The organism is Massilia sp. KIM (assembly GCF_002007115.1).
Classification (GTDB): domain Bacteria; phylum Pseudomonadota; class Gammaproteobacteria; order Burkholderiales; family Burkholderiaceae_D; genus Telluria.
In genome coordinates, this window is record NZ_MVAD01000002.1 from 114670 (window position 1) to 131099 (window position 16430).

At 66.9% G+C, this 16430-nt stretch carries 15 protein-coding genes and 1 pseudogene; 10 read left to right on the forward strand and 6 right to left on the reverse strand.

Annotated elements, in window-relative coordinates; all coding sequences use genetic code 11:
• The first annotated feature begins 226 nt into the window (after window positions 1–226).
• The 4 genes from B0920_RS15285 to B0920_RS15300 are packed head-to-tail and all read left to right on the forward strand — an operon-like array spanning window position 227 to window position 3350.
• Window positions 227–1339, forward strand: coding sequence for a Re/Si-specific NAD(P)(+) transhydrogenase subunit alpha (locus tag B0920_RS15285; protein WP_078033525.1), 1113 nt, complete (start codon window positions 227–229; stop codon window positions 1337–1339).
• Window positions 1340–1360: 21 nt separating this feature from the next.
• Complete coding sequence (locus B0920_RS15290) at window positions 1361–1675, forward strand: NAD(P) transhydrogenase subunit alpha (protein WP_078033526.1); 315 nt, start codon at window positions 1361–1363, stop codon at window positions 1673–1675.
• Window positions 1672–3129 (forward strand): NAD(P)(+) transhydrogenase (Re/Si-specific) subunit beta, encoded by a 1458-nt coding sequence (locus B0920_RS15295; protein ID WP_078033527.1) that lies wholly within the window; start codon window positions 1672–1674, stop codon window positions 3127–3129. Before B0920_RS15290 ends, B0920_RS15295 begins: the two co-directional genes overlap by 4 nt.
• Window positions 3126–3350 carry a hypothetical protein gene (locus tag B0920_RS15300; protein ID WP_078033528.1) on the forward strand — a complete coding sequence of 75 codons (225 nt, stop codon included), beginning with the start codon at window positions 3126–3128 and terminating at the stop codon, window positions 3348–3350. The genes B0920_RS15295 and B0920_RS15300 overlap by 4 nt, the downstream gene beginning before the upstream one ends.
• Window positions 3351–3629: 279 nt before the next feature.
• Here B0920_RS15300 and B0920_RS15305 read toward each other — a convergent pair whose 3' ends face one another.
• The 4 genes and pseudogenes from B0920_RS15305 to B0920_RS15320 all read right to left on the reverse strand — a co-directional run bounded on the left by B0920_RS15305 (window position 3630) and on the right by B0920_RS15320 (window position 7908).
• Window positions 3630–4778 carry a UbiH/UbiF/VisC/COQ6 family ubiquinone biosynthesis hydroxylase gene (locus tag B0920_RS15305; protein ID WP_078033529.1) on the reverse strand — a complete coding sequence of 383 codons (1149 nt, stop codon included), beginning with the start codon at window positions 4776–4778 and terminating at the stop codon, window positions 3630–3632.
• 65 nt (window positions 4779–4843) lie between these two features.
• A pseudogene (locus B0920_RS15310) lies at window positions 4844–6121 on the reverse strand (aminopeptidase P N-terminal domain-containing protein); the annotation flags it as partial.
• Window positions 6118–6840 (reverse strand): N-acetylmuramate alpha-1-phosphate uridylyltransferase MurU, encoded by a 723-nt coding sequence (gene murU, locus B0920_RS15315; protein WP_078033531.1) that lies wholly within the window; start codon window positions 6838–6840, stop codon window positions 6118–6120. The gene murU and the pseudogene B0920_RS15310, both read right to left, overlap by 4 nt.
• A 9-nt stretch (window positions 6841–6849) precedes the next feature.
• Window positions 6850–7908 carry an aminoglycoside phosphotransferase family protein gene (locus tag B0920_RS15320; protein ID WP_078033532.1) on the reverse strand — a complete coding sequence of 353 codons (1059 nt, stop codon included), beginning with the start codon at window positions 7906–7908 and terminating at the stop codon, window positions 6850–6852.
• 96 nt (window positions 7909–8004) lie between these two features.
• On the opposite strand from B0920_RS15320, the gene B0920_RS15325 reads away from it, so the two are divergent.
• The 5 genes from B0920_RS15325 to B0920_RS25985 all read left to right on the forward strand — a co-directional run bounded on the left by B0920_RS15325 (window position 8005) and on the right by B0920_RS25985 (window position 14102).
• On the forward strand, window positions 8005–10257 hold the full coding sequence (locus B0920_RS15325) for an LPS-assembly protein LptD (protein WP_078033533.1): 2253 nt from the start codon (window positions 8005–8007) through the stop codon (window positions 10255–10257).
• Between the two features lie 29 nt (window positions 10258–10286).
• On the forward strand, window positions 10287–11729 hold the full coding sequence (locus B0920_RS15330) for a peptidylprolyl isomerase (RefSeq protein ID WP_078033534.1): 1443 nt from the start codon (window positions 10287–10289) through the stop codon (window positions 11727–11729).
• 4 nt (window positions 11730–11733) lie between these two features.
• Window positions 11734–12786, forward strand: a complete 1053-nt coding sequence (gene pdxA, locus B0920_RS15335; protein WP_078033535.1) for a 4-hydroxythreonine-4-phosphate dehydrogenase PdxA — start codon at window positions 11734–11736, stop codon at window positions 12784–12786.
• A gap of 34 nt (window positions 12787–12820) precedes the next feature.
• Window positions 12821–13588 carry a 16S rRNA (adenine(1518)-N(6)/adenine(1519)-N(6))-dimethyltransferase RsmA gene (rsmA, locus tag B0920_RS15340; protein WP_078033536.1) on the forward strand — a complete coding sequence of 256 codons (768 nt, stop codon included), beginning with the start codon at window positions 12821–12823 and terminating at the stop codon, window positions 13586–13588.
• A 346-nt stretch (window positions 13589–13934) separates the two neighbouring features.
• A complete protein-coding gene (locus B0920_RS25985) occupies window positions 13935–14102 on the forward strand; it encodes a hypothetical protein (protein WP_179119192.1) in 168 nt (55 codons plus the stop codon).
• A 175-nt stretch (window positions 14103–14277) separates the two neighbouring features.
• Here B0920_RS25985 and B0920_RS15345 read toward each other — a convergent pair whose 3' ends face one another.
• Both B0920_RS15345 and B0920_RS15350 read right to left on the reverse strand, forming a co-directional pair.
• Window positions 14278–14901: a hypothetical protein gene (locus tag B0920_RS15345; RefSeq protein WP_078033537.1), complete on the reverse strand. Its 624-nt coding sequence runs from the start codon at window positions 14899–14901 to the stop codon at window positions 14278–14280.
• Between the two features lie 20 nt (window positions 14902–14921).
• Window positions 14922–15509 (reverse strand): hypothetical protein, encoded by a 588-nt coding sequence (locus B0920_RS15350; protein WP_078033538.1) that lies wholly within the window; start codon window positions 15507–15509, stop codon window positions 14922–14924.
• 190 nt (window positions 15510–15699) lie between these two features.
• Here B0920_RS15350 and B0920_RS15355 point away from each other — a divergent pair, with 190 nt between their 5' ends.
• The gene (locus B0920_RS15355; protein WP_078033539.1) at window positions 15700–16404 is read left to right on the forward strand and encodes an HAD family hydrolase; all 705 of its coding nucleotides are present in this window, start codon (window positions 15700–15702) and stop codon (window positions 16402–16404) included.
• The last annotated feature ends 26 nt before the right edge of the window (window positions 16405–16430 follow it).

The following is a 16430-nucleotide window of genomic DNA, read 5'->3' on the forward strand; positions in this document are numbered from 1 at the left end:
GGTATTCTACCTTGAGCGGGGCGGCGTCGCTCAGCCATGCCCTGTCTCGTGTGCTTGCTTGTCGTTAATTTGCTTTGATTTGCCACAAAAATTACGGGAAATTCCCTGTTCTGCCTGCGGCTTTCTCGCCACAATTCCTTGTTATCCAAAGAATATTTATGTTTAGGCAATTAATATAAATACGTGTTAGATTGTTAGCCGGTTCATTCCACAAGTGGAGGGCTTCATGAGGATAGGCATACCGGCCGAGACCAGGCCGGGCGAGACCCGCGTCGCAGCGACCCCCGAAACCGTCAAGAAGCTGGCAGGCAAGCACCAGGTGCTGGTGCAGTCCGGCGCCGGCGTCCAGGCTTCCATCCCGGACGCGGCCTTCGAAGCCGCCGGCGCCGCCATTGTCGATGCGCCCACCGCCCTGGGCGCCGAACTGGTGCTCAAGGTGCGCAGTCCGGACGCCGCCGAGCGCGCCCAGATGCAGCGGGGCGCGGTGCTGGTCGGCATGCTCAATCCCTTCGACGCCGACAACCTGGCGGCCCTGGCCAGCGCCGGCCTGGTCGCCTTCGCGCTGGAGGCGGCGCCGCGCATCACCCGCGCCCAGTCGATGGACGTGCTCTCGTCCCAGGCCAACATCGCCGGCTACAAGGCGGTGATGCTGGCCGCTAATACCTACCAGCGCTTCATGCCGATGCTGATGACCGCGGCCGGCACCGTCAAGGCGGCGCGCGTGCTGATCATGGGCGTGGGCGTGGCCGGCCTGCAGGCGATCGCCACCGCCAAGCGCCTGGGAGCGGTGATCGAAGCTTCGGACGTGCGTCCGCCGGTCAAGGAACAGGTCGAGTCGCTGGGCGCCAAGTTCATCGACGTGCCTTTCCTTACCGACGAGGAGCGCGAGATCGCCAAGGGCGAGGGCGGCTACGCGCGCCCGATGCCACCCGACTGGATGCGACGCCAGGCCGAGCTGGTGCACGAGCGCGCCAAGCTGGCCGACATCGTCATCACCACCGCCCTGATCCCGGGACGCAAGGCCCCGGTGCTGATCGCCGAGGACACGGTGCGCGCCATGAAGCCCGGCTCGGTGATCGTCGACATGGCGATCGAGCAGGGCGGCAACTGCCCGCTCACGGAACTCGGCAAGACCGTGGTCAAGCACGGCGTGCACATCATCGGCGAGCCGAACCTGGCGGCCCTGGTCGCGGCCGACGCCTCGGCCCTGTACGCGCGCAACGTGCTGGACTTCCTCAAGCTCGTGATCGACAAGGACGACAAGTTCCACATCGACATGGAAGACGAGATCGTGCGCGCCACCCTGATGTGCGCGAACGGCGAGCTGCTGCGTAAATAAAGAACGGGACGGGAGCAACGCATGGACATCAGCCACACCATCATCAACCTGATCATCTTCGTGCTGGCCATCTACGTCGGCTACCACGTGGTCTGGACCGTCACGCCGGCCCTGCACACGCCGCTGATGGCGGTCACCAACGCCGTCTCGGCCATCATCATCGTCGGCGCCATGCTGGCCGCCGGCCTCACCGAAGGACTGACCGGCCAGGTGGCCGGCACCCTCGCCGTGGCCCTGGCGGCCGTGAACGTGTTCGGCGGCTTCCTGGTCACCCAGCGCATGCTGGAGATGTTCAAGAAGAAGGACAAGGGCGAGAAGAAGGGGGAGCAGGCATGAACTTCATCAGCATGAACGTCGTCACCCTGCTCTACCTGGTCGCCTCGGTGTGCTTCATCCAGGCCCTCAAGGGCCTGTCCTCGCCGTCCTCGGCGCGCATGGGCAACGCCTTCGGCATGACCGGCATGGCGATCGCCGTGCTGACCACGGTGGCCCTCATCTTCAAGCTCCAGGCCGAGCTGCAGACCGGCCACGGCATGGGCTTCCCGCTGGTGCTGCTGGGCGTGGTGGTGGGCGGCGCGATCGGCGCCTACGCCGCCAAGAAGGTCGAGATGACCAAGATGCCGGAACTGGTCGCCGCCATGCACTCGCTGATCGGCCTGGCCGCGGTGTGCATCGCGATCGCCGCGGTGTCCGAGCCCTGGGCCTTCAACATCGCCACCCGCGAGACCGCGCTGCCCTTCGGCAACCGGCTCGAGCTCTTCATCGGCACCTTCGTGGGCGCGGTCACCTTCTCGGGCTCGGTGATCGCCTTCGGCAAGCTGTCGGGCAAGTACAAGTTCCGCCTGTTCCAGGGCGCGCCGGTGCGCTTCGCCGGGCAGCACCTGCTCAACCTGGCGCTGGCGATCGCCATCATCGCGCTGGGCCTGGTGTTCTGCTTCGCCGAGGGCGTGGCGCCGGCCTGGAATCCCTTCATCCTGATGGCGCTGCTGTCCTTCATCCTGGGCGTCCTGATCATCATCCCGATCGGCGGCGCCGACATGCCGGTGGTGGTGTCGATGCTGAACTCGTATTCGGGTTGGGCGGCGGCCGGCATCGGCTTCTCGCTCAACAACTCGATGCTGATCATCGCCGGCTCGCTGGTGGGCTCGAGCGGCGCGATCCTGTCTTACATCATGTGCAAGGCGATGAACCGCTCCTTCTTCAACGTGATCCTGGGCGGCTTCGGCGGCGAGGCGGAGACGGGCGGCGGCGAAGCCAAGGAGCAGCGTCCGGTGAAATCGGGATCGGCGGAGGACGCGGCCTTCATCCTGCAGAACGCCGAGTCGGTGATCATCGTCCCGGGCTACGGCCTGGCGGTGGCGCGCGCCCAGCATTCGGTGAAGGAGCTGGCCGACAAGCTGACCGAGCACGGCGTCCAGGTGCGCTACGCGATCCACCCGGTGGCGGGGCGCATGCCTGGCCACATGAACGTGCTGCTGGCCGAGGCCGAGGTGCCCTACGACCAGGTGGCCGAGATGGAAGACATCAACGGCGAGTTTGGCCAGACCGACGTGGTGCTGGTGCTGGGCGCGAACGACGTGGTGAACCCGGCGGCCAAGGATCCGAAGTCGCCGATCGCCGGCATGCCCATCCTCGAGGCCTACAAGGCCAAGAGCATCATCGTCAACAAGCGCTCGATGGCTTCCGGCTACGCGGGCCTGGACAACGACCTGTTCTACCAGCCCAACACGATGATGGTCTTCGGCGACGCCAAGAAGGTGATCGAATCGATGGTCAAAGCCGTGGAATGAGCCGGGAGTACCGCTTCGACGTGTTCGGCACGCCGGTCGCGGTGCGCGCCGGGGAAGGGGGCTGGCAAGCCTTCTACCTCGGCGCCGAAGGCAAGCGCCGCCCGGCCGACTTCATCATCCCCTCCGACATCACCGCCCACAACCTGGGCGAGTACCTGGCCGACCTCTTCCACGAGGACGCCACCCCCAGGCACCCCGCCGTCACCCCGCTCTCGAACTAGGGTCTCTCAAACCAGGCCCCTCAAACTAGGGTCAGAGTCGATTTTTTGGGCAATTCCTCAAAGTTGTCAAAAAATTCGACTCCGACCCTAGTTTTTTCGTGTCTTCCTAGAAAGAATTGAGCGCATGCGTTTGCGCGGGTTCAAACGCGGTTTCCTTGCTTTCGCGGGATGTTGTGCTCCGACGAGCTCGGCGGGAGAAAAATAAATAGGGTCGGAGTCGACTTTTTGGGCAATTCCCCAAAGTTGTCAAACAACTCGACTCCGACCCTATTTTGGGGTTTAGCGGCGGCCGAACATCATGAGTTCGGCGAGCAGCATGCGCGCCGGCTTGACGATGTCGAGGGCGCCCAGGCCCAGGCCCAGCAGGGGCTGCAGGGGGCCGGCGCCGACGAAGGCGCGCGCCATCGCGTCGGTCAGGCCGATGGTCAGCCGGCGGTCGCGGGCGCGCTCGTCCATGAAGGCCTGGATCGCGCTCGGCTTGGCGCCGCGGCCCAGCGCGCGCGCCAGGACGGCGGCGTCGCGCAAGCCCAGGTTCAGGCCCTGGCCCGCCACCGGATGCAGGGTCTGGGCGGCATTGCCGATGGCGACCGTGCGCGTGCTCGCGCGCGCCTCGGCGTTCAGGCCCAGGGGGAAGGCGACCCGGCCGGATGCGGCCGTGAAGCGGCCCAGGCGCAGGCCGAAGGCCTCGCCCAGCGCATGCAAAAATTGCTCGTCGCCCAGGGCCAGCACGGCGTTGGCGCGCTCGGGACGCATGCACCAGACCAGCGCGTACTGGTGGCCGTCGCCGTCGTCCTGGGGAAGCAGGGCCAGCGGACCTTCGTCGGTGAAGCGCTCGAAGGCGCGGTGGGGCAGGGGCTGGCTGGCCGTCACGCGCGCGATGATGGCGGTCTGCGCGTAGTCGCGGCGCTGCGCCTTGTCTTCCTGCTGGCCGAACACGCCGCCCTCGGCCTGGACCGCCACCTGGGCCCTCACTTCACGGCCGTCGTCCAGGCGCAGGTTGACGCCCTCGGCCCCTTCGTCGAAGGATTCCACACGCGCGGGACGCAGCACCGCCACGCCATCGCGCTCGCAGGCGCGCGCCAGGGCGTCGACCACCTGGCCGTAACGGGTCACGTAGCCCAGCGCCGGCAGGCCGTGCTCGCCGCGGTCCATCAGGCTGCGCCCGAGCTGGCCGCGGCGCGAGACGTGGATCTCGTGGATCGGCGTGGCCGGCAGCGGCCAGGCGCGCACTTCCTCCAGCAACTGCACGCTGCCCCAGGACAGGGCGATCGAACGCGGGTCCGAGATCGCCTGGCCCAGGGCCTTGCCGTCGATCAGGACGATGCGCGGGCCCGGCAAGCCGCGCCGCACCAGGAAGGCCGCCAGCGCCAGGCCCACCGGGCCGGCGCCGCACACGGCCACGTCGAAGTCGAGCGCTTCCTGGTTCATCCGGCCTCCCGCATCCAGGCTTCGATCTCGTCCACGCCCTTGGGCGCGGCGCCGCTCAGCACCCGGTAGCCATCGCCGGTGACCACGACGTCGTCTTCGATGCGGATGCCGATGTGCCAGAACTGCTCGGGCACGCCCTCGGCCGGCCGCACGTAGATGCCCGGCTCCACGGTGAGCGCCATGCCCGCCAGCAGCGGCCGCGAGGGCTTGCCGGCGGCGTGCAGGTCGCGGTAGGCGCCGGTGTCGTGCACGTCCATGCCCAGCCAGTGGCCGGTGCCGTGCATGTAGAACTGCTGGTGGGCGCGCGCCTGGATCGCGTCGTCGACGCTGGCGTGGACCTTGCGGTCCAGCAGCCCGAGCTCGAGCATGCCCTGGACCAGCACGCGCACGGCGGCGTCGTGCATGCCGCTGTAGGGCCGGCCCGGCACGATGGCGGCGAAGGCCGCGGCCTGGGCCGCCAGCACCAGTTCATACAGCACGCGCTGCGGGCCGCTGAAGCGGCCGTTCACCGGCCAGGTGCGGGTGATGTCGGAAGCGTAGCCATCGAGCTCGCAGCCGGCGTCGATCAGGACCAGCTCGCCGTCCGCCATGCGCCTGTCGTTGGCGTTGTAGTGCAGCACGCAGGCGTTCGGTCCCGAGGCGACGATCGGCGTGTAGGCCGGGAACTGGGCGCCGTGGCGGCGGAATTCGTGCAGCAGCTCGGCCTCGAGCTCGTACTCGAACATGCCGGGCCGGGTGACGCGCATGGCGCGCGCGTGGGCGCCGGCCGAGATCGCGGCGGCGCGCGCCATCACCTCGATTTCGTGGGCGTCCTTTAGCAGGCGCATCTCGTCGAGGATGCCGAGCAGGTCGTGGGCGCTGCCCGGCGCGGCGACGCCGCTGCGGCTTTTCGCCCGCACGGCCGCGAGCCAGCCGCGCACCTGGGCGTCCAGCGCGGCGCTGTGGCCGAGCGCGTGGTACAGGGCCGGCGCGTCCGACAGCAGGGCGGCCATCTTCGCATCCAGCTCGCCGATCGGATAGGCCTCGTCGACGCCGAAGGCCTCGCGCGCCGCCTCGGGGCCGAAGCGAAAGCCTTCCCAGATCTCACGTTCGGGGTGCTTCTCGCGGCAGAACAGGATGGCGCGCGCCGCCTGTTCGCCCTGGGCGGCGACCAGCACCAGCACGCTCTCGGGTTCGGCGAAGCCGGTCAGATAGTAGAAATAGCTGTCGTGGCGGTAGGGGTAGTGGCTGTCGCCGTTGCGCAGCACTTCCGGCGCGGTGGCCAGCACCGCGACCGCGCCCGGCTGCATGCGCGCCGCCAGGCGGGCGCGCCGCTCACGGCAGGCAAGCAGCCCGGGCCTCATGGCGCCGCCCTGGCCGCCCCCAGCGGCGCATTGAGTTCTTCCAGCTGGCGCACGGTGCCGACGTTGACCCAGGGGCCTTCGTAGATCTCGCCGCCCACGCGCCCGAGTTCGATGTACTTGCGCATCAGGGGGCCGAACTTGACGAAGTCGCCCGGCTTGATCCCGTCGAACATCTCGGGCCGGTAGACGCCGATGCCCGCGAAGTTCCACTTGACCTCACCCTCGTTCTTCAGCGTGTACATGTCGAGGGCGAAGTCGCCCTCCGGGTTGTGCCAGGGGTTGGGGGTGAGCCAGAGCCAGGCGATGTCGCGCTGGTCGTGGGGGTAGGGCTTGCCCAGCGCGTCGGCGTCCTTGAGCGCGTCGAGCGCCTGCGAGAAGTCGAAATAGGGCGCATAGATGTCGCCCGACACCGCCAGGAAAGGCTCGTCGCCCAGCAGGTGTAGGGCGTTGGCGATCCCGCCCGCGGTCTCGAGCGGGGTCGGCTCGTGCGAGTACTGGATGCGCGCGCCGAAGCGGCTGCCGTCGCCCAGCTCTTCCTCGATCATGTGGCCGAGGAAGGAGTGGTTGATCACGATCTCGGTGATCCCGGCGCGCACCAGGTTCAGCACATGGGTCGTGATCATCGGGCGCCCGCGCACCTTGAGCAGGGGCTTGGGACAGGCGTCGGTGAGCGGCCGCATGCGCTCGCCGCGGCCGGCGGCGAAAATCATCGCTTTCATGGAAATCCGTCAGAAGGTGTAGCCGACCTGCGGAGCCTTGTCCTCGAGCGAATCGAGCAGGCGCAGCAGGGGCTTGAGTTCGGTGTAGCGGTTGGCTGTCTTGCGCACGTAATCCATCACGGTGGGCAGGTCGCCCATGTAGATCGGCTTGTTGTCGCGGTAGTTCAGGCGGCAGAAGATGCCGAGGATTTTCAGATGGCGCTGCAGGGCCATGAACTCGAAGTCGCGGTAGAAGGCGTCGATGTCGGGGCTGACCGGCAGGCCGACCTGCTTGGCGCTCTGCCAGTAGCGCACCACCCAGTCCAGCACGATCTCTTCGTCCCACTGGATGTAGGCGTCGCGCAAAAGCGAAGCCAGATCGTAGGTGACCGGGCCGTAGACCGCGTCCTGGAAATCCAGCACGCCCGGGTTGCCCTGGTCGAGGAACATCAGGTTACGCGAATGGAAATCGCGGTGCATGTAGACCTGCTGCTGGGCCAGCACGTTGGCCGTGATCGCCTCGAACACCTTGTCGAGCTGGGCCTGCTGCTTGTCGTCCAGCGTAACGTTCAGGTGGCGCCCGATGTACCACTCCGGGAACAGATTCATCTCGCGCAGCACGAAGGCGCGGTCGAACTCGGGCAGCACGCCCGGCTGGCTGGCCAGCTGGAATTTGATCAGGGCGTCGACCGCGTCCGAATACATGAAGGCCGCGTTGTCGGCGTCCAGGCGCGCCAGGTAGGTGGTGTTGCCCAGGTCCGAGAGCAGCAGGTAGCCGTCTTCGACCTTGCGCGCGACGATGGCGGGCACGGTCACCCCGGCGCCCTGGAGCAGGCCCTGCACGTGGATGAAGGCCGGCACGTTCTCGCGCTCCGGCGGGGCGTCCATGGCGACCAGGGTCGCGCCCAGTTTCTCGTGCAGCTCGGGCTTCACGTCATAGCGGAAGTAGCGGCGGAAGCTGGCGTCCGAGGAGGCGGGACGGCCCGTTTCCACGTCCACCAGGCCGGTCGACGCCAGCCAGGCGTTCAGCTGCGTCAGGCGTGCATCGCGTTCGGCGGAAGTGGGGGAATTTTGATACAAAGAAGACATGAAGCGGCCTGGTGAATCGGGTTGGTTGAGGTAATTCCCCTATAATAAGGGATTCATTTAAAAAATACCGCCCTTTATGGAGCGAGCTGAGTTTCCATGAGCTGGTTTACGGCCCAACCTTTTCCGCCCCGCCAGGCGCTGGCGCTCTATGCACTGGCCTGCGCCGCAGCCGGCCCGGCCTGCGCACAGACTGTTCCCGCCGCGCCACAATCCGAAGACGAACTGCCGATCACCATCCGTGCGGAGGAAATCAATGGCCGTCCCGACCGCCAGCTGAACCTCGAACGCAATGTCGAGATCACCCGCGGCCAGACCGGCCTGACCGCCGACACCGCCTGCTACATGAGGGTCGAGGATGAAGTCACCGCCAGCGGCAACGTCAACATGTGGCGCTTCGGCGACCGCTACAAGGGCGACGCCCTGCAGATGAACCTCGAGACCGGCAAGGGCTGGGTCCTGCATCCGGAGTACCGGATCCAGGCCAACAACGGCCAGGGCCGCGCCGACCGCATCGACTTCCTGGGCGAGCAGCAGGCCGTGGTGCGCGACGGCACCTACAGCACCTGCGAAGGCACCGATCCGGACTGGTACCTGAAGTCCAGCACCCTGCGCCTGGACACCGGGCGCGACGTCGGCATCGCCGGCAAGACCGTCATCTATTTCAAGGACGTGCCCATCCTCGGCACGCCCGCTATCTCGTTCTCGCTCTCGGGCGAGCGCCGTTCCGGCTGGCTGCCGCCCTCGGTGGGCTTCGGCTCCAAGGGCAAGGCCGAGATCATGGTGCCTTACTACGTCAACATCGCGCCCAACCGCGACCTGACCCTGTTCCCGCGCCTGATGTTCGACCGCGGCCTGCAGCTCGGGGCCACCGGCCGCTACCTGGGCGCCACCTACAACGGCGAGACCCACGTCGAGGTGCTGCCGGACGACCGCGAGACCAAGACCACGCGCTGGCGCGCCGACTCCCAGCACTTCCAGGCGATCCGTCCCAACTGGTCCTTCGGCTGGAACCTGCACGGCGCCTCGGACGACGAATACCCGTCCGACTTCTCGCGCACGGTCTCGGCCTCGGCCGAGCGCCAGCTGCTGCGCGAGCTGCGCACCGACTACGTGGGCCAGTACTGGAGCCTGTCGGCGCGCGCCCAGAACTACCAGGTGCTGCAGGACCCGGCCTCGGCCACGAATCCGAGCCTGACGGTGCCGCGCCCCTACGACCGCCTGCCCCAGATTAACTTCCACGCCGGCCGCTACGACGTCGCCGGCTTCGACTGGGCGGTGGACGCCGAGATGACCCGCTTCTGGCACCCCGACCTGGAGCGCGGCAACCGCGCCATCGTCAGCGGCCAGCTGAGCTACCCGATCGTGCGCCCGGGCTGGTTCATCACGCCCAAGGTGATCGTCAACAGCGCCAAGTACGACCTCGACGCCGAGCGCCGCAACGGCCGCCCGACCAAGCTGTCGCGCACCCTGTCCACCTTCTCGCTCGACAGCGGCCTGGTGTTCGAGCGCGACACCACCCTGTTCGGCCGCGCCATCACCCAGACCCTGGAGCCGCGCCTGTTCTACGTGCACACCCCGTACAAGGACCAGGACGACATCCCGCTGTTCGACACCGGCCGCGCCGGCTTCAACTACGCCCAGCTGTTCAGCGAGAACCGCTACGTGGGCGCGGACCGCATCTCGGACGCCAACCAGCTGACCGCGGCCCTGGTGTCGCGCTTCATCCAGCCGGACGGCGCCGAGCGCCTGCGCCTGGCCTTCGGCCAGCGCTACTACCTGGAGGCGCCGCGCGTGCGCCTGCCGGGCGAGCCGGCCCACCAGAGCCGCTCCGACATCCTGGTGGCCGCCTCGGGCCGCATTTCCGAGACCTGGACCTTCGATAGCGGCGTACAATACGACGCCAACGGCAGCAACCTGTACAGCTCGAACGCGGGGGTACAATGGTCGCCTGGCCAGATGAAGGTGGTGAATGCGGAATACCGTTATCAACGTGACAGCTTCCGCAACCTCGACCTGTCGGCCCAGTGGCCGCTGTCGAAGCGCTGGTACGGCGTGGGACGCGTCAGTTATGCCTTGCGGTCCTACGGCGTGGGCCTGCTGAACAATCCGTCCGGCGGCGGCAGGCTGATCGAGAGCCTCGTAGGTCTCGAATACAAGGCCGACTGCTGGGTGTTCCGCTTCGGTGCGCAGCGTTTCGTGACCGCGGCCCAGACCACCTCGACGCCGATCTTCTTCCAGCTCGAGCTCAACGGCCTGTCGCGCCTGGGCTTGGGCAGCAACCCGCTCGAGACGTTCAACAAGAGCATCCCGGGCTACACGCGGCTGAATTCCAACGTCGGCCGACCCTGATTGACCATCCTGAAATGAGTGCTTCCCAGATGATGCGTACTACCCGTTTGCACAAGAACACGCGAGCTGTCTCGCTCGCAACGGCGCTGCTGTGCGCGCTCGCCACCGGCCAGGTCTTCGCCCAGGCCGCCGCCACCACCACGCCGGCAGCGCCGGCAGCCCAGGCGCCGGCAGCACAGGCGCCGGCCGCGGCTGCCGCCAAGCCGGGCAGCGGCTTCCTGCCGCCCGCCTCCGCCAGCGCCAAGGTGATCGATTCGATCCACGTGGTCGTCAATGACGAAGTGATCACCAAGAACGAAGTCGCGGGCCGCGTGACCCAGGTGTCGCAGAACCTGAAGGCGCGCAACGCCCAGCTGCCCGACCAGGCGACCCTGGAACGCCAGGTGGTCGAGTCGATGATCGTCGAACGCGCCCAGCTCCAGCTGGCCAAGGAAATGGGCGTGCGCGTCGACGACCGCACCCTGGACGCGACCATCGGCCGCATCGCCGAAGGCCAGAAGATGTCGGTGCAGGAACTGCGCAACCAGATGGAAAAGGAGGGCCTGCCCTTCGCCCAGTTCCGTGAAGACATCCGCAACGAGATCCTGATGCAGCGGCTGCGCGAGCACGAGGTGGACAGCAAGATCCAGGTCTCGGAGGCCGAGATCGACACCTACATGACCGCCGCCAAGGTGGCCGCCGCCGACCGTGTCGAGCTGGAACTGTCGCAGATCCTGGTGCGCGTGCCCGAGAACGCCTCGCCCGAGCAGATCAACGCGCGCCGCGCGCGCGCCGAGGAAGTGGCGCGCCAGCTGCGCACCGGCGCCGACTTCGCCAAGTCCGCCGCCACCTATTCCGACGCGCCCGACGCCCTCAAGGGCGGCGAGATCGGCTGGCGCGATCCGGACCGCCTGCCGCCGGTGTTCGCGGGCGAGCTGCGTAAGCTGCAGCCGGGCCAGATCACCCCGATCATCAAGACCAACGTCGGCTTCCACATCCTCAAGATGACGAACAAGCGTTCGCTGGCCGAGAACAACGAGAAGGCGGTGGTGCAGCAGACCCGCGCGCGCCACATCCTGATCAAGCCGACGCCGACCATGACCGCGGCCGAGGTCAAGCGCAAGCTGCTCGAGCTGAAGGAAAAGATGGCCAACAACGCCGCCACCTTCGAGGAACTGGCGCGCCTGCACTCGCAGGACGGTTCGGCCAGCAAGGGCGGCGACCTGGGCTTCCTGGAGCCGGGCGACACCGTGCCGGAATTCGAGACCGCGATGAACGAGCTCAAGCCGGGCGAGCTGTCCGACCCGATCGAATCGCCCTTCGGCTTCCACCTGATCCAGGTGGTCGAGCGCAAGAGCCAGGACGTGACCCAGCAGAAGGAACGCAACGTCGCGCGCCAGGTCATCCGCGAGCGCAAGATGCAGGAAGCGATGGAGAACTGGCTGCGCGAGGTGCGTGACCGCGCCTACGTCGAGTTCCGCGAGGAGCAGTAAACCCATGGCGGCGCCCCAGGCGAGGCCGGTGCTGGCCGTGACGGTCGGCGAGCCGGCCGGCATCGGACCCGAGATCGCGATCCGCGCCGCCTGGGCGCTGCGCGAGCAGGCCAATTGCGTGCTGGTCGGCGACGCCGCCTTCCTGGCGCTCACCGCCAGCCTGATCGACCCGGCGATCCGCCTGTCGGCGCTCTCGACCCAGGCGCTGCGCAACAGCGGCTTGCCGCACTTCGGGCCGGATCGCCTGGCCGTGATCGACGTGCCGCTGGCGGCCCATGTGCGGCCCGGCACCCTCGACCCAGAGAACGGACGCGCGGTGCTGGCCACCCTCGACCTGGCGATCGAGGGCGCGCGCGCCGGCTGGTTCGACGCCATCGTCACCGCGCCGCTTCAGAAGAGCACCATCAACGACGCCGGCGTGGCCTTCTCCGGCCACACCGAATACCTGGCCGAGAAGACCGGCACGCCCAAGGTGGTGATGATGCTGGCCGGTTCGCCCGGCCCTGGTCAGCCTTACCTGCGGGTGGCGCTGGCCACCACCCATTTGCCGCTCAAGGAGGTCTCGGGCGCGCTCACGCGCGAGGGCCTGGCCCAGGTGATCGACATCCTGCACCTCGACCTGAAGACCAAGTTCGGGATCGCCGCGCCGCGCATCCTGGTCACCGGCCTGAACCCGCACGCGGGCGAGAACGGCTACCTGGGACGCGAGGAGATCGAGCTCATCAGCCCGGTGCTGGAAGGGGCGCGGGCGCGCGGCATCGACGCCCGCGGGCCTTACCCGGCCGACACCCTGTTCCAGCCCAAGTACCTGCGCGACGCCGACTGCGTGCTGGCCATGTACCACGACCAGGGCCTGCCGGTGCTCAAGTACGCCACCTTCGGGCGCGGCATCAACGTCACCCTCGGCCTGCCCATCATCCGCACCTCGGTCGACCACGGCACCGCGCTCGACCTCGCGGCCCAGGGCCTGGGGCTGGCCGACTGCGGCAGCATGGAAGAGGCGATCCGCGCCGCCATGCACATGGTCCAGGCCAGCCGCGCGGCCTCATCGCATTAAACAACGGCATCACGCCGGCATCACGAAAGCATTCATGAAACACGTCGCACGCAAGCGCTTCGGCCAGAACTTCCTGACCGACGACCACGTCCTGAACAACATCATCGACGCCATCGCGCCGCGCCGCGGGCAGGCGATGGTGGAGATCGGTCCGGGCCTGGCGGCCATGACGGCGCTGCTGCTCAAGGAGCTCGACCACATGCATGTGGTCGAGCTCGACCGCGACCTGGTGGCGCGCCTGGAAAAGGCCTATCCGCGCGAACGGCTCAGCGTGCACTCGGGCGACGCTCTCAAGTTCGATTTCTCCAGCCTGCCGGTGCCGGAAGGGCAGAAGCTGCGCGTTGTCGGCAATTTGCCGTACAACATCTCCAGCCCCCTGCTGTTCCACCTGGCCGAATTCGCCCACCTGGTCGAGGACCAGCATTTCATGCTGCAGAAGGAGGTGGTGGAGCGCATGGTGGCCGAGCCGGGCACCAAGGCCTACAGCCGGCTGACGGTGATGCTGCAGTGGCGCTACGACATGGAACTGCTGTTCGTGGTGCCGCCGACCGCCTTCGACCCGCCGCCCCAGGTGGATTCGGCGATCGTGCGCATGATCCCCAAGCGCGAGCGGCTGGCCTGCGATCCGGTGAAGCTGGAGCGGGTGGTGGCCAAGGCGTTTTCGCAGAGGCGCAAGGTGATCCGCAATTGCGTGGCGGGGATGTTTACCGAGGCGCAGCTGGTGGAGGCGGGGATCGATCCGGGGGCGAGGCCGGAGGCGGTGGGGCTGGAGCAGTATGTGGCCTTGGCCAATCTGCTCTAGGGCCGTGCCATAAGGCGGTCTAGCAAGCTCGCCCCGCACCTTCATTCTCTGAGTCAGCCATAAAACCGTCATTCCGGCGAAGGCCGGAATCCAAGTTCGTCTGCCGAAGCCGCACGCGCAAACTTGGATTCCGGCCTTCGCCGGAATGACGTTTTACTGCCGCCGGAGCGAAGCTGAAGCGTTCAGTTTTTGCACCGCACAAACGCATTCCAGCGTCCTCCCGGGCCTTTCCACCCCACCTTTTCCGCAGTCCGTCGCACGCCGCTGGAGCCCCAGGCGGCGTTTTCCTATAGTGCTTCCATCGACAGGCCATTCAGGCCTACCCACTCACCCGAAGGAGCACATCATGAACGTCCTCAAGCACATGGAAACCATCTTCCTGGCCGCCCTGATCGTCGCCGGCGGCAGCAGCTACGCCGTGGCCGCCACCGAAAAAGCCTCCGACGCCTACCACGCCCAGGTCTCGGTCGGCATGGACAAGATCGCCGTCGTGAAGGTCAGCGCCGCCCGCTGAGCCCTGCAGTTCAGCCTCAGGAAAGCGCGGGCGAAAAAAAGCCCGCTGTGTGGAGCGGGCTTGAAATCCAATTCTTTTCTGAGGAGAGTTGGAGGAGACAGGAGCTAGTATGCTGCGTGACAGCATATACGTCCAATTTCTCTTTCAAATACTCGACATAAGTTTTTGATATATCTTACGCCAGGATGCGCGGGCGGCAGGTGATGTCCACGTTGGTCACGTTGGCGTCGCCCATGGTGCCCGCCGGGTTGGCCACGGTGCAGATCAGGCCGGCCGGCTGTTCGATGATGGCGATGCCGTAGGTCACGTTATAGGCCACGGGCAGGGGCATGACGTATTCCTTGGCGTCCTTGGGAACGAGCAGGTTGCCGCCGCCGCTGCCGTTGGCCAGCACCAGGCCGTCCGCGGTCAGGCCGGTGATCTTGCCGCCGACGGTGTACTGGTTGACCGAGCAGGAAATCAGGACGTTGATGGCCGCCAGCCGGCCGGCGGTGTCGCTGTTGTTCGGGAACTGGCCGGCCGGGGCGCAGCGCTGGTGCAGCGGCTGCTGGCTGACCTGGACGTTGTAGACGTCGCCGTACTCGATCTGGCGCGGGAAGTTGAAGCTCACGTTCTCGCCGGCCTTGGCGGGCGGATTGACGCTGATTTCCTGGCCATTGCTGGTCAGCTTCAGGCCGGTGTACTCGAGGCCGCCAATGGTGCCGCCGATGGTGAAGGTGGCTTTGCCGCCGCCGCCGCAGGCGGACAGGCCCGCAACCAGGGCCAGCGCGAGCGCCGGACGGATCAGGGAAGACTTCATTCGCATAAACTCCGGATAGATTACGGGGTGCAGGTGACGGCCAGGTTGGTCACGTCGGTATTGCGCATGACGCCGCTGCCATTGGCGATGGTGCAGGTCTGGCCTTCGGGATTCTTCAGCACGGTCACGCCGTACACCGCATCCTCGAACACCGGGGTCATCGCGAAGCTGGTGGCGCCGGCCGGGACCACGACCTTGTCGGCGCCGTTGACGAGCTCCAGCTGGCCTTTCAGGTTGCTGATCGTGCCGGTCAGCTTGTGGGTCTTGATGGTGCAGACGATCTGCACGGTGGTGATGTTGAAGGCGGCGCGGCCGCGGCCGTTGATCACGTCGCACTTCTCGGTATTGTCCGGGCGCGCCTTGACCTCGACGTTGTACTGGTCGTCGGTGGAGACCAGGTTCGGGAAATAGAAGCGATCCGTGCCGGTGCCGTTGGCCGGCACGGGGACTGCGTAATCGGAGCCGCCGTTGTTGGTCAGCACCAGGCCGGGCTTGGTCACGCCGGAGAAGCTGCCGCCGAGCAGCAGGTCGCCATCGCTGCCACCGCAGGCAGACAGCGCGAGCGTGCATGCCAGCACGGCGCCGGCACGCAGGTAGGAACTCTTCATTTACTCACTCCAATTGTTCGGGGGATAGCGCAGCTGCGCGGTCGGATAGACAAATCGCCCAACATTTTAGTGCATTTGGCAAGCAACTGGTCCATTTGCCTTTGTATCCTGGTGTAACCGGTGCACGCGATTGCTTTTCAGCCAACGGCTCGCTATGCTTGGGGCGAGCATTCCCATTACCGGTTCACCTATGACGACACCCTGGCCCAAAGCCGTCCTGTTCGATCTCGACGATACCCTGTGGCCTATTGCGCCTGTCATCCTGGAAGCGGAAAAAATTCTGTACGAATGGCTGCGCCGGCACGCGCCCCGGGTGGCCGAGCAATATACCATCGACACCCTGCGCCAGGCGCGCCTCGAACTGCTGGCCAGCCGGCCCGAGTTCCAGCTCGACCTGGGCGCCCTGCGCCGCGCCGGCCTTACCGCCGCCTTCGAGCAGGCGGGTGAGGATGTGGCCAAGGTGGAACTGGCCATGGTGGAATTCTTTGCCGCGCGCAACGCCGTGATTCCCTATGACGACGTGCTGCCCGGCCTGCTGCGCCTGAAGGGAAGGGTGCGCATCGGTTCGATTACCAACGGCAACGCCGACCTGCAGACCATCGGCCTGGCCCACCATTTCCAGGGCTCGGTCGCGGCCCACCAGCTCGGCGTGGCCAAGCCGGAGGCCGCGATTTTCCTGGCCGGCTGCGAGGCGCTCGGCGTGGCGCCGCATGAGGCGGTCTACGTCGGCGACGACCTGCTGCTGGACGTGCAGGGAGCCCAGCGCGCCGGCCTGCGCGCGGTGTGGATGAACCGCATGGGTAAGACCAACGACCTGGCGCACGAAGTGCGGCCGGATGCCGAAGTGAGCAGCCTGGACGAACTGGTGGACTGGCTGAAACGCGAATACGACTGAAGCACGGGCATGGCTGGCGCGGCTTG